12 protein-coding genes are annotated in these 11535 nt (G+C 74.1%); 3 read left to right on the top strand and 9 right to left on the bottom strand.

Going from position 1 to position 11535, the window contains the following annotated elements:
• On the top strand, positions 1-1476 hold a 1476-nt coding region (locus tag F8274_RS26740; protein WP_151465128.1), incomplete at its 5' end, for a ricin-type beta-trefoil lectin domain protein.
• Positions 1477-1520: 44 nt separating this feature from the next.
• On the opposite strand, the gene F8274_RS26745 is transcribed toward F8274_RS26740, so the two are convergent.
• From F8274_RS26745 to F8274_RS26770, 6 genes are all read right to left on the bottom strand, one after another.
• Positions 1521-2129 carry a hypothetical protein gene (locus F8274_RS26745; protein ID WP_151465129.1) on the bottom strand — a complete coding sequence of 203 codons (609 nt, stop codon included), beginning with the start codon at positions 2127-2129 and terminating at the stop codon, positions 1521-1523.
• Positions 2130-2185: 56 nt separating this feature from the next.
• Positions 2186-3631 carry a HAMP domain-containing sensor histidine kinase gene (locus F8274_RS26750; RefSeq protein ID WP_151465130.1) on the bottom strand — a complete coding sequence of 482 codons (1446 nt, stop codon included), beginning with the start codon at positions 3629-3631 and terminating at the stop codon, positions 2186-2188.
• On the bottom strand, positions 3624-4316 hold the full coding sequence (locus tag F8274_RS26755; RefSeq protein WP_151465131.1) for a response regulator transcription factor: 693 nt from the start codon (positions 4314-4316) through the stop codon (positions 3624-3626). Before F8274_RS26755 ends, F8274_RS26750 begins: the two co-directional genes overlap by 8 nt.
• A gap of 69 nt (positions 4317-4385) precedes the next feature.
• Positions 4386-4898 carry a hypothetical protein gene (locus F8274_RS26760; RefSeq protein ID WP_151465132.1) on the bottom strand — a complete coding sequence of 171 codons (513 nt, stop codon included), beginning with the start codon at positions 4896-4898 and terminating at the stop codon, positions 4386-4388.
• A 117-nt stretch (positions 4899-5015) separates the two neighbouring features.
• The gene (locus F8274_RS26765) at positions 5016-5993 is read right to left on the bottom strand and encodes a phosphotransferase (RefSeq protein WP_225853992.1); all 978 of its coding nucleotides are present in this window, start codon (positions 5991-5993) and stop codon (positions 5016-5018) included.
• Positions 5994-6035: 42 nt separating this feature from the next.
• Positions 6036-7208, bottom strand: coding sequence for an acetyl-CoA C-acyltransferase (locus F8274_RS26770; RefSeq protein ID WP_151465134.1), 1173 nt, complete (start codon positions 7206-7208; stop codon positions 6036-6038).
• Positions 7209-7307: 99 nt separating this feature from the next.
• Between F8274_RS26770 and F8274_RS26775 the strand changes: the two genes are divergently transcribed.
• Positions 7308-7742 (top strand): PH domain-containing protein, encoded by a 435-nt coding sequence (locus F8274_RS26775; RefSeq protein WP_225853993.1) that lies wholly within the window; start codon positions 7308-7310, stop codon positions 7740-7742.
• Positions 7743-7748: 6 nt separating this feature from the next.
• On the opposite strand, the gene F8274_RS26780 is transcribed toward F8274_RS26775, so the two are convergent.
• Positions 7749-8690, bottom strand: coding sequence for a rhomboid family intramembrane serine protease (locus F8274_RS26780; protein ID WP_151465135.1), 942 nt, complete (start codon positions 8688-8690; stop codon positions 7749-7751).
• Positions 8691-8715: 25 nt separating this feature from the next.
• Positions 8716-9246 carry a peptidylprolyl isomerase gene (locus F8274_RS26785; RefSeq protein WP_151465136.1) on the bottom strand — a complete coding sequence of 177 codons (531 nt, stop codon included), beginning with the start codon at positions 9244-9246 and terminating at the stop codon, positions 8716-8718.
• An 84-nt stretch (positions 9247-9330) separates the two neighbouring features.
• Between F8274_RS26785 and F8274_RS26790 the strand changes: the two genes are divergently transcribed.
• Positions 9331-10134, top strand: coding sequence for a hypothetical protein (locus F8274_RS26790; RefSeq protein ID WP_151465137.1), 804 nt, complete (start codon positions 9331-9333; stop codon positions 10132-10134).
• Positions 10135-10203: 69 nt separating this feature from the next.
• On the opposite strand, the gene corA is transcribed toward F8274_RS26790, so the two are convergent.
• A complete protein-coding gene (gene corA, locus F8274_RS26795; RefSeq protein WP_151465138.1) occupies positions 10204-11352 on the bottom strand; it encodes a magnesium/cobalt transporter CorA in 1149 nt (382 codons plus the stop codon).
• Positions 11353-11535: the final 183 nt, after the last annotated feature.

Here is an 11535-nt window from a genome sequence, read left to right on the forward strand (position 1 = left end):
CGGCCCCCCGTCCAGCCGCTCCCCGCCGCGCTGGAGACCGTCCGCGCCGCCGAGGCCACCGCCCTCTACGGCTCCCCCGACATCCGGCCGCTCGAACAGCGGCGCACCGCCCTGGTCACCATGGGCGACAGCGAGATCTCCGGTGAGGGCGTCGGCAACTACGTGCCCGGCACCCACCAGGACGGAAACTGGTGCGACCGCTCGTACGACCAGGCGGTCTTCCGCACCGGTATCCCGGCCGACCAGAAGTACAACCTGGCCTGCTCGGGAGCGACCCCGTGGAACCTCATCGCGGGTGGCCCGACCCAGCACAACGAGCTGAACCAGGGCGACCAGTTGGCGATCAAGGCGCGCAACACGCACGTCCGGCTCCTCTGGGTGGTGGTCGGCGCGAACGGCGACGGCACCATCCAGTTCGGGCCGGTGGCCACCGACTGCGCGATCCGCCGGGTCTTCTTCCAGGGCGCGTGCTGGCCCACCTACACCGACCAGTGGACGATCCGCACCGACGGCAGCCGGCTCGCGGTCGAGGCCGCGCTGAACTCGATCCGGCAGACCATGACCGCGGCCGGCTACCTGCGCTCCGACTACGAACTGGTGCTCATGTCATACCCGAGCCCGGGCAGCCCGGACGTGGAGGACAACCCGAACTTCCCCGGCTGGTATGCCGGCGGCTGTCTGCTCTACCTGGCCGACATGGCGTTCGCGCGCAACAAGGCGGTGCCGATGTTCGAGTCGGCGCTGCGGGCCGCCGCCACCAACACGGGCACCCGCTACCTGGACGCCAGCCGGCTCTTCCACGGCCACGAGGTGTGCACCGACAACACCTCGGTCCGCGGCCTCTACATCGAGATCGGGGTCTGGGACGAGAACGCGGCCCGGCAGTCGTTCCACCCCAACTACCGCGGGCACGGCATGTTCGCCCAGTGCGTCACCCAGTTCTGGAACGCGGGCGCCCAGCGGGCCACCTGCGTCGACCCGGCCAGCACCGGGCAGGGCGTGCTGGTCGACGGGCTGCTGGAGTTCCGCCAGCTGCGCAACGCGGCCACCGGGACCTGTGTGGACGGCAGGGGTTACGACTCCCGCAACGGCACCGTGCAGCAGTCGTACGCCTGCCACGGCGGTCGCAACCAGGGCTTCTGGTACGACCCGGCCCGGCAGTCGCTGCACTCCGAGCTCTCCCACGACCGCTGCCTGGATGTGAGCGGCGGCAGCCTGACCGCCGGCACCGCGGTGAACATCCACGACTGCCACGGCGGGGCCAACCAGCGGTTCGTCTTCGCGGGCAACCAGCTCAAGCCGGCCGGCGCGAGCGGCCTGTGCGTCGCCTTCGACAACCCATGGCTCATCACCCCGCGGCTGCGGCTGGCGACCTGCTCGACGAGCACCCGCCAGCAGTGGTCCTTCGAGTCCCGGTCATACCCGAACCCGGTCGGCTACGGCCACGCCGACTTCATCGGGTCGCGCGTCTACTGAGGGGTCAGGAGGGCCCCCCGTGCGTGGCACGGAGGGCCCTCCGTTCAGCGCTGCTTGGCGGGGACGACGATCAGGCGGGCGACGGACGTGTCACCGTTCTTCGCGCCGGCCACGCCGACCGTCGTGCCGACCTTGATGTCGCTGGACTGCACGGTGGTGCGCCGTTCGACCACCCGGAGCTTCTCGTCGAAGGTCCAGGTCACCGAGAAGCCGTCGGTGGACTTCACGGTCATCGACTTCGCGTCGATCGCGGTCACCTGGCCGCGCTGCACGGCGACGGTCTTCGTCCCGCCGTCCTTGGTCCGCACCACGACCTCGCCGTGCAGGGTGTTCTTCCGCAGCAGCACCCGGGCGCGGTGGCGCTTGCGCCACTCCTGCGCCCGCTCACCCCGCTTGTCCTGCGGGCCGGCCTGCTCACCGGGCGCGCCGGACGCCGAGGGCGCCGGGGCGGCGACCGGGTCGACGTCCAGCTCGGCGGCGTCGACACCGAGCGCGGCCAGCGCCTGGCCGTCCGCGCCCAGGGCGGCGGCCACCTCGACGGCGGTCTCCTTGGCCGAGTCCTGGGCGACCTGGGCCGGGCCGCATCCGGCGAGCCCCAACGCGGCCGCGGCCAGCAGCGCGGTGACGCCGGTGACGATTCCCTGACGTGCCATCAGTGTTCCTCTCGTCCGTGGTGCCGTCAGCCTTCCCCGTGCACGCGAGCGGATCGTCAGGCCGATGTTCGGGTCAGGTAAGGATCGCCGGGCAGCCGGACGGTGAAGGCCGCGCCGCCCTCCGGGGCGTGCCCGGCCGTGATGTCGCCGCCGAGCCGCCGGACCAGCCCGGCGGCGAGCGCCAGCCCCAGGCCGCTGCCCACCTTGCGCACCCCCCGGTACCGCTGGTGCAGCGCCCCGCGCTCGAACGCCACCGCCAGGTCGTCGTCGGTGAAGCCGGGTCCGCCGTCCCGGACCTCGACGAGGCCGCCCGACGCCGGGTCCGCGCCGGCCGCCCGGACCGCGAGCACCACGGGCGCCCCCGGGGGTACGACCCGCAGCGCGTTCTCCAGCAGCCCGTCCACCACCTGCCGGATCCGCCCCGGATCGGTGTACGCGGGCACCGGCGCGTCCGGCGCCTCCACCCGGAACGGCACGCCGACCGCCGCGCACCGGTCGGACCAGGTGCGTGCCGCGTCGGCGGCGAGCCGGGTCAGGTCGACCGGCCCCGGTTCCAGCGGGAAGTCGGCGGCCTCCAGCCGGGCCAGCGCCAGCAGGTCGCTGACCAGCCGGTCCAGGTGCTCGGCCTCGGCGAGCACGGTGCGGCCGGTGGCCGGCACGCCGTCGGCGTCGATGACCCCGTCGGCCAGCGCCTCGGCGTAGCCGCGGATGGCGGTGAGCGGGGTGCGCAGCTCGTGCGAGACGGAGAGCAGGAATTCCCGCTGCCGCCCCTCGCTGGTGGCCAGCGCGGCGGCCAGCCCGTTCAGCGCGTACGCCAGGTCGGCCACCTCGTCGGGCGGTTCGACCGGCACCCGGACCGCCCGGTCCCCGGCGCGCAGCCGGGCGGCGGCGGCCGCCGCGTTCCGGATCGGCCGGGCCAGCCGGCGGGCCAGCAGCAGGCCGGCGGCCACCCCGGCGGCGAGCCCGGCGAGCATCGGCAGCCAGAGGCTGAGCAGCACCTGCCGCCACGGTCCGTTGCGGGTCGGCCGGGCCAGCACGACGCCGTCCCCGCCGGGCAGCGCCCGCCCCTCGACCAGCGCCCGTTCGCCGCCGACCAGCCGCCGGCCGGAGACGTCCCGGCCGGCCGCCACCCGCTTCACCACCTGCGGGGGCAGGCCGGCGTGGTCAGCCTGGCCGGCCCGGATCAGGTACACCTCGATCTGCTGCTGGCGGAGCTGGCGGATGAGCCGGTCCCCGGCGGTGTCCCGCTGGCGCGCCGCGCGGACCCGCAGCACCTCGGCGGCGAGCCGGGTCTGGGCGGCCAACGCCTCCTGGTCGCGCCGCTCCGCCCCGCGCACCGCCAGGGGCACCGCGACCAGCGCGGTGACCAGCACCGACACCAGCGCCACCGCGCAGGTGACCAGCACCGCGCGGACGGTCAGGGTGTGCGCGAACCGCCGCCGGGGCGGGGCCGGCGGACCGGACCCGATGACCGGCAGCGCGATCGTGGGCTGCTCAGGCATCGGCCGCGTACCCGACGCCGCGGTGGGTGCGGATCACGCTGGCCGGGCCGAGCTTGGCCCGCACCTGCGCCACGTGCACGTCGACGGTCCGGGTGCCGGCGTGTGCCGCGTACCCCCAGACGCCGGCCAGCAGTTCCTCCCGGGTGAAGACCCGGCCCGGCCGGGCCATCAGGTGCGCGAGCAGGTCGAACTCGGTGGAGGTGAGCTGCACCGGGGCGCCGGCGGCGGTGACCGTGCGGCGGGACGGGTCGAGGGTGACCGCGCCGACCACCCGGGGCTGCTCGGCCGTGGCGGGCGCGCCCGCGGTGCGGCGCAGCACCGCCCGGACCCGGGCCACCAGCTCGCGCGGGCTGAACGGCTTGGTCACGTAGTCGTCGGCGCCCAGCTCCAGGCCGACGATCCGGTCCACCTCGTCGTCCCGGGCGGTGAGGAAGATGACCGGCGTCCAGTCCCCGGCCTCGCGCAGCCGCCGGCACACCTCCGTGCCAGCCAGGCCGGGCAGTGCGATGTCGAGCACGCAGGCCACCGGGCGCAGCCGCCGGGCGGCGGCCAGCCCGGCGGCCCCGTCCCGTTCCAGGTGTACGCCGAACCCGTCGCGGGTCAGGTAGAGCCGGACCAGGTCGGCGATGGCCGGCTCGTCCTCCACCACGAGGACGAGCCCGCGCGGTGCGGCGTCGGCGGTCACCGGCCCATGATTACCGACCGGGGGCCGCCCGGAAGGTCAGGGGAGTGTTCGGATTCGGTAAGGAGCCGGTCAGCGGACCGGCGCGGGGCGGAACACGGCCGGGCGGGCGCCGGACGGCGGCTCGCCGATGGTGGCGACCAGCCGCTCCGCGGGCGTCCGGAGCCGGGTCCGGAAGGCGTGGTTGAGCAGGGCGTCGAGCTGCCACACCTGCTTCGGGTGGTGGGTCCGGACGAGGAACCGCTCCCGGACGCCGTCGATCGCCGTGGCCGCCAGCTCCAGGCTGTGCGACCGGGGGTCGGGGCTCCAGGTGACGTTGCTCAGCTCGCGCAGTTCGGTGTTGAGGTGCAGGCGCAGCCGGTGCAGGACCCGGGTCTGCCGGGTGACCACCAGGCGGCGGTGGGTGAGCAGCATGAGGTAGTCGCCGCCGATCGGGTGGTCCGGGCGGCTGCACCGGGTGACGAGGATGGTGGCGTCGCCGGAGCCGACGCACCGGCGGAAGACCGGCATGTGCCGGCTGACGGTCTGGGTCGCCAGGCCGGTCTCGGCGGCGGCCGGAAGGAACGTTCGCGAGAACACGTCCATGCAAGATGCAACGAGCATGTGAGCAGGGGTGATATGGGTCACTCCCGATTTCTGGAACTTCCACCCGTGCAAATCGCACCGCCGGTGCGACATCCGCTCCCGGCCCGGCGGAGCCCGTCAGGCCGGCGGGGCGCCGAACACCTCGCCGAGCCAGCCGGGGACCGCGGCCGCGTACCCGGTCCGCGCCGGGTCGGGGGTGGCCAGAGCCCGCCGCCAGGACAGCGCCCGGCTCACCGTGGCGACCGTCATGGCCAGGCCGGCGGCCTCCCGCAGGGCCGCCAGGTCGTGCCGGTCCGTCCACGCCTCCAGGTAGGCGTCCCGCAGCCGGACCAGCACCGGGTCGCCCGGCGCCAGCCCGGCGCCGTGCGCCACCGAGTTGAGCGTCACGAGCAGGGTGGCGAACGGGTGGGCCACCGAGGCGTCCCCCCAGTCGAAGAAGCGGTAGCCGGCGTCGCTGACGAAGACGTTCCCGTCGTGCAGGTCGTCGTGCTGCACGCTGGCCGGGACGCCGAACTCCGCCAACCGGCGGCAGGTCGCGGCGAACTCCGGCCGGTAGGCCCGCAGCCGCTCGTGCAGGTCGGGGGTGAGCCCGTCCGGCTCGCCGAGCAGCAGGGCCTCGGAGTCGTCGAGCAGCCCGTCGAGGAGATCCGGCATCAGCTCCGGCCGGTGATCGGGCACCCCGGCGGCGAGCAGCCGGTCGACCCGCGGCGCGACCGCGATCTGCACCGCCGCGTACGCGGGCAGCACCCGCTCCCAGCGCGTCAGGTCTCCGGCGAGCACGTCGCGCAGGCTCGGGCCGCCATCGGGAAGCAGCGCCCAGCCGCGTGCGACGTCCACCGCGAGCGGGTCGAGCACCGCACCCGGGGCGAGCCGGGCCAGCTCGGCCAGGAGAGCCGCCTCGAAGCGGGTGCCCGCGTTGTTGGCCTTGAACCAGACCGGGCCGGCGTCGGTGGGCACCCGCCAGACGAGCGACCAGGGGCGGACCCGGGGCTCGACGGGGCCGGTCACCCGGCGGCCGTGCCGGCCCAGTGCCTCACCGACCCAGGCCAGCGCGGCGTCCCGCCACAGCGGACCGGACCAGTCGGGTGTCGTCACGGTCGGCACGCTAGGCGTTGCCCGCGGCGGCAGCCAGCGATTTCAGAGCAGCTCGACGATGGTGGCGTTGGCCATGCCGCCGCCCTCGCACATGGTCTGCAGGCCGTAGCGGATCCCGTTGTCGCGCATGTGCTGGAGCATGGTGGTCATGATCCGGGCGCCGGACCCGCCGAGCGGGTGGCCGAGCGCGATCGCCCCGCCGCGCGGGTTCAGCCGCTCCGGGTCCGCCTCGGTCTCCGCCAGCCAGGCCAGCGGCACCGGGGCGAACGCCTCGTTCACCTCGTACACCCCGATCTCCTCGATGCCCAGCCCCGCGCGACGCAGCGCCTTCGCGGTGGCCGGGATGGGGGCGGTGAGCATGGTGACCGGGTCGTCGGCCGCGACCACGGCGGTGTGCACCCGGGCCAGCGGGCGCAGGCCGTGCCGGCTGGCCCACTCGCTCGTGGTGACCGCGAGCGCCGCCGCCCCGTCGGAGATCTGCGACGCGGACCCGGCGGTGACCACGCCGTCGGCCTTGAACGGCGTCGGCAGCTCGCCCAGCTTGGCGAGCGACGTGTCCCGCCGGATGCCCTCGTCGGCGGTGAACTTGCCGCCGTCGGCCAGGGCCACCGGGGCCAGCTCCGGGTCGAACGCCCCGGCGTCCTGCGCGGCGGCCGCCTTCTCGTGGCTGGCCAGGGCGAACTCGTCGAGCTGCGTGCGGGAGAACCGCCACCGCTGGGCGATCAGCTCGGCCCCGACGCCCTGGTTGAACGGGAGCGGGCTGTCCTCCGCGACGCCCTCGACGCCGCGGTAGCGCTCGAGGATCGCGGCGCTGAACGGCATCCCGCCGGCCACGCTGGAGCCCATCGGCACCCGGGTCATCGACTCGACGCCACCGGCGACCACCAGGTCGGCCTGGCCGGAGAGGACGGTGGCGGCGGCGAAGTGCAGCGCCTGCTGGCTCGACCCGCACTGCCGGTCGAGCGTGGTGCCGGGGACCGACTCGGGCCAGCCGGCGGCGAGCACGGCGTTGCGCGCGACGTTCCACGACTGCTCGCCGACCTGCGACACGCAGCCCCAGACCACGTCGTCGACCTGCTCGGGGTCGATGCCGGTCCGCTCGGCGAGGGCACGCAGCACGTGCGCCGAGAGGTCGACCGGGTGGACGCCGGCGAGGCTGCCCTTGCGCCGCCCGACCGGGGTCCGTACCGCACCGACGATGACCGCGTCACTCATGTCTACTCCCCGGTAACCTGGCTTGCCCCGATCCTACGTGCTGACCCGGGCGGTCGTCCTCCCCCGTTCCCGGGCCCGCCCGGCTGGCATGCTGGGGCGGTGACTCCACAGTCGTCCCCGGCCCCGCAGTGGCGGGTGTCGCCGGTCCTGCCGGCGGTCAAGGCGCTCGGCGCGCTCGTCCTGGTCGCGCTGGGGCTGCTCTTCGCCGCCGACGACCGGGTCCAGCTGGTGCTCGCCGGGCTGGCCGCCGCCGCGCTGCTCGGCTGGGCGCTGCGCGACCTGGTGGCGCCGGTGCGGCTGGCCGCCGACCCGGAGGGGATCACCGTGATCCACGGCTACGCCGGCCGCCGGCGGCTGCCCTGGGCGGCCGTGGAGGCGATCCGGGTGGAACGGCGTACCCGGCGCGGGCTCACCGCCGAGACGCTGGAGATCGACGCGGGCGAGTCGCTGCACCTGTTCGGCCGCTACGACCTGGACGCGCCGCCCGAGCAGGTCGCCGCCGCCCTGGAGGCCGCCCGCGCCGCCGCGCGCTGAGACCGGTCAGCCGGTCAGCGCGGCGGTGCGGACGAGGACCAGCCCGAGCAGCGCCACCAGCAGGATCGCCCCGCCGGCCGCCTGGAAGGCGGTGCGCCGCATCCGCGGGGCGTACGCCAGGACCAGGGCCATCAGCGCGCCGACCACCAGCCCGCCGAGGTGCCCGGCCACCGAGATGCCCGGCACGGTGAACGTGAAGATCAGGTTGATCACCAGGATCGGCACGATGGCCGAGGTGTCCCGGCCCAGCCGGCGCAGGATCACGAAGATCGCGGCGAAGAGGCCGAAGATGGCCGTCGACGCCCCGACCGAGGCGGAGTACGGGTTGCTGAACAGGTAGACCGCGACGTTGCCGCCGAGCCCGGCGATCAGGTAGAGCGCCAGGAAGCGCAGCGGGCCGAGCACCGCCTCAAGGGTCCGGCCGAGCACCCAGAGCGCCCACATGTTGAGCAGCAGGTGCACCACGCCGTAGTGCAGGAACATCGCGGTGACCAGCCGGTACCACTCGCCGGTGGCCACACCCTCGGTCGGGAACGGCGGTGGCCACAGGGCCAGCACGGCGCCCCAGCCGGTCAGCGGCGTGCCGCCGCCCATCAGGCCGCCGAAGCCGGACCCGCCGGCGGCCGCGTCGCCGCCCCGATCGGAGGCGATCGACAGGACCATCACCAGCACGTTCAGCGCGATCAGGGTCTTCGTGACGTAGCCCTGGCGGCCGGCGGCACCGCCCCCGAAGGCGGTACGCGCCGGCCGCACACTGCGGCGTCCCTCGCTGACGCACTCCGGGCACTGGTGGCCGACGGAGGCGTCGCGCATGCACTCCGGGCAGATCGGCCGGTCACAGCGGGTGCACCGGACGTACGTCTCCCGGTCGGGGTGCCGGTAGCAGACCGGAGTGGTCGGCGCCGGCCCGCCTGTGGCGTCACCTGCCTGCCCGGAGCGCTCAGTCATGCGAGCAAAGGTACCCGCGTCACGCTCACGCCGGCTTGCGCTCGATCTCGACGCGCTCGATGACCACGTCCTGGAGCGGCCGGTCGCTCGGGCCGGTCGGGGTGTTCGCGATCGAGTCCACGACCTTCGCCGACTGCTCGTCGGCGACCTGGCCGAAGATGGTGTGCCGGTTGTTCAGGTGCGGCGTCGGGCCCACCGTGATGAAGAACTGCGAGCCGTTGGTGCCCGGCCCGGCGTTCGCCATCGCCAGCAGGTACGGCCGGTCGAAGCGCAGCTCCGGGTGGAACTCGTCGCCGAACTTGTAGCCCGGGCCACCGCGGCCGGTGCCGGTCGGGTCGCCCATCTGGACCATGAAGCCGCTGATCACGCGGTGCGAGATGGTGCCGTCGTAGTACGGCCCGCTGCCCGGCTGGCCGGTGCGCGGGTCGATGTACTCCCGGGTGCCCTCGGCCAGCTCCACGAAGTTGCGGACGGTCTTCGGCGCGTGGTTCGGGAAGAGCTCCAACCGGATCGGGCCAGCGTTGGTGTGCAAGGTGGCGTAGACAGCCTCGGCCACGGGTACTCCTCACTCGTTGGTCAGTTCCATGCGGATCCTCCCATGTGCCCGATCTGGCCATGCGGAGGCATCCGAAGGTGGAGGATGACGAAGGAACAACTCCCAGGAGGTGGGACCGTGTTTGGAATCGGGCGGCGCAAGACCCGGGGGCAGCTCGCGAAGGCCGAGCTGAACCAGGGCATCGGTCACCTGAGGCAGGCCGCCGCACACGCGGCGAGGGGTGCCGGCGCCACGGTCGGCCCGCGCGTCCAGGCAGCCCGGGGCGCCGTCGCGCCCACCGCGATCGTCGTCCGCGATCGGGCGTCGAGCGGCGTGGCATCGACGGTTGCCGCAGTCGCGCCGCTGCTCATGGCGATGCGGAGCGCCCAGGCCGAGGCCGCCGGCAAGACCCTGGCCGGCCGGAAGGCCGCCGCCGCCAAGCAGGCCGCGATGAGCAAGAAGGTGAAGGCGAAGAACATGAAGGCCGCGAAGAAGAAGCAGAAGAGGTCGCGCGGCATGACCACCGGCCTGCTGGTCGCCGGCACGGTCGCCGGCCTGGCCGGCGCGATGGCCATGCGCCGCCGCCGCGAGCAGCAGGAATGGGCCGAGTACGACCCGACGGGCAAGCTGGAGCCGATGCGAGAGGACGTGGACACGATCGTGGTGGAGACTCCGGACGCGACGGCGAAGGTCACCCAGGCCGGGCCGACCGGCGCCGGCAGCTCGGCCGTCGCCGGCAGCGGCAGCGCCTCGACCGCCACGTCGAGCAGCCAGCCGGTGATCCAGCCGAACGACAAGGTTCCCTCGGTCGCCGAGGGCGCCCGGGACGTCAGCGGCCGCCCGGCGGACGACGTCACCAAGGCCACGCAGAACGGCCGGAACACCGCCAAGTCCAGCGGTCGTCGCTGACCCAACGGTCACGGAAAGCGCCGGCGTGCGGGGGTTGCCCCGCGCGGCCGGCGCTTCCGTCTGCCAGGGTCAGAGCCAGCCGTTGCGGCGGAACCAGCGGTACAGGATGAACGACAGGCCGAGGTTCACGGCCCAGATGCCCGGATAGCCGTAGGTCCACTTCAGCTCCGGCATGTTCTCGAAGTTCATGCCGTAGATGCCCGCGATCGCGGTCCACACCGCACCGATCGCCGCCCACGCGGCGATCTTGCGCATGTCGTTGTTCTGGTCGACGGTGACCTGGGCCAGCCGCGCCTGGAGGATCGAGTTGAGCAGGTCGTCGTAGGAGTTCACCTGCTCGACGGTGCGGCTCAGGTGGTCCTGCACGTCCCGGAAGTAGCGCCGCACCTCCTGCGGCACCTCCCGGTTGACCTGCGAGGTGAGGGTGAGCAGCGGGCGCTGCAACGGCACCACGGCCCGCTTGAACTCCACCAGCTCCCGCTTCATCTGGTAGATCCGCTGGATCCGCCCGCTGCCCTGCCGGTCGAAGACGTCCGCCTCCAGCACGTCGAGGTCGTCCTCCAGCCGGTCGGCCACCTCCAGGTAGAGGTCCACCACCCGGTCGGTCACCGCGTACGCGACGGCCCACGGGCCGTGCAGCAGCAGGTCCCGCTTCGCCTCCAGGTCGGCCCGGACCGGCGACAGCCGGCAGGCGTCCCCGTGCCGGACGCTGATCAGGAAGTTCGGCCCGATGAAGAGCATCACCTGGCCGGTCTCCACCACCTCGGAGTTCTCGGTCAGCTCCGTGTGCTCGCAGTAGCGGGCGGTGCGCAGCACCAGGAAGGCCACGTCGCCGAAGCGCTCCAGCTTCGGACGCTGCTGGGCCTTGACCGCGTCCTCGACGGCCAGCTCGTGCAGGCCGAAGGTGGCCGCGATCGCGGTCATCTCCTCCAGCTCCGGCTCGTGCAGGCCGAGCCAGACGAACCCGTTCCGCTCCCGGCGGGCGGCCGTCAGGGCGTCGGCGTAGGTCCACTCGCCGGGCCGGCGCTCGCCGTCGACGTAGAGGCCGCAGTCGACGATCCCGCTCCGGGCGGAACCGGCCGGCTGGGTCGTACGCGGAGAGCCGTCGGCGTTGAGGATGCGGGACATGGCGCGTACCGGTGCCGCCCAGGCCCGTGGTCTGGGCGCCCGGTCGCCGTTCTGCGCGGCGCTGCGGTCGCGTGCCACCCGGTCCGTCATCTCGCCCCCTCTCCACGAAGCTGCGGCTTGCAGGTTACGCCGGTCGGGACGAGGCGCAGCGCGGGCGAGCACGGGGTGGGCGGCCGGACTGCGATCCGCGTCACGCCCGCGAGGGAGCGGTGACGGCGCCGGGCGGGCCGTGTCGCCCCTCACCCACCTGACGCGGCCCACCCGGCACCCATG

Source organism: Micromonospora sp. AMSO31t, from assembly GCF_008868175.1.
Lineage (GTDB): Bacteria > Actinomycetota > Actinomycetes > Mycobacteriales > Micromonosporaceae > Micromonospora.

Bases quoted from the DNA above. Each gene is read 5' to 3' on its own strand.
- corA (WP_151465138.1), bottom strand. From the start codon at position 11,352: ATGACGGACCGGGTGGCACGCGACCGCAGCGCCGCGCAGAACGGCGAC.
- F8274_RS26780 (WP_151465135.1), bottom strand. From the start codon at position 8,690: ATGACTGAGCGCTCCGGGCAGGCAGGTGACGCCACAGGCGGGCCGGCG.
- F8274_RS26745 (WP_151465129.1), bottom strand. From the start codon at position 2,129: ATGGCACGTCAGGGAATCGTCACCGGCGTCACCGCGCTGCTGGCCGCG.
- F8274_RS26750 (WP_151465130.1), bottom strand. From the start codon at position 3,631: ATGCCTGAGCAGCCCACGATCGCGCTGCCGGTCATCGGGTCCGGTCCG.
- F8274_RS26760 (WP_151465132.1), bottom strand. From the start codon at position 4,898: ATGGACGTGTTCTCGCGAACGTTCCTTCCGGCCGCCGCCGAGACCGGC.
- F8274_RS26790 (WP_151465137.1), top strand. From the start codon at position 9,331: ATGACGAAGGAACAACTCCCAGGAGGTGGGACCGTGTTTGGAATCGGG.
- F8274_RS26770 (WP_151465134.1), bottom strand. From the start codon at position 7,208: ATGAGTGACGCGGTCATCGTCGGTGCGGTACGGACCCCGGTCGGGCGG.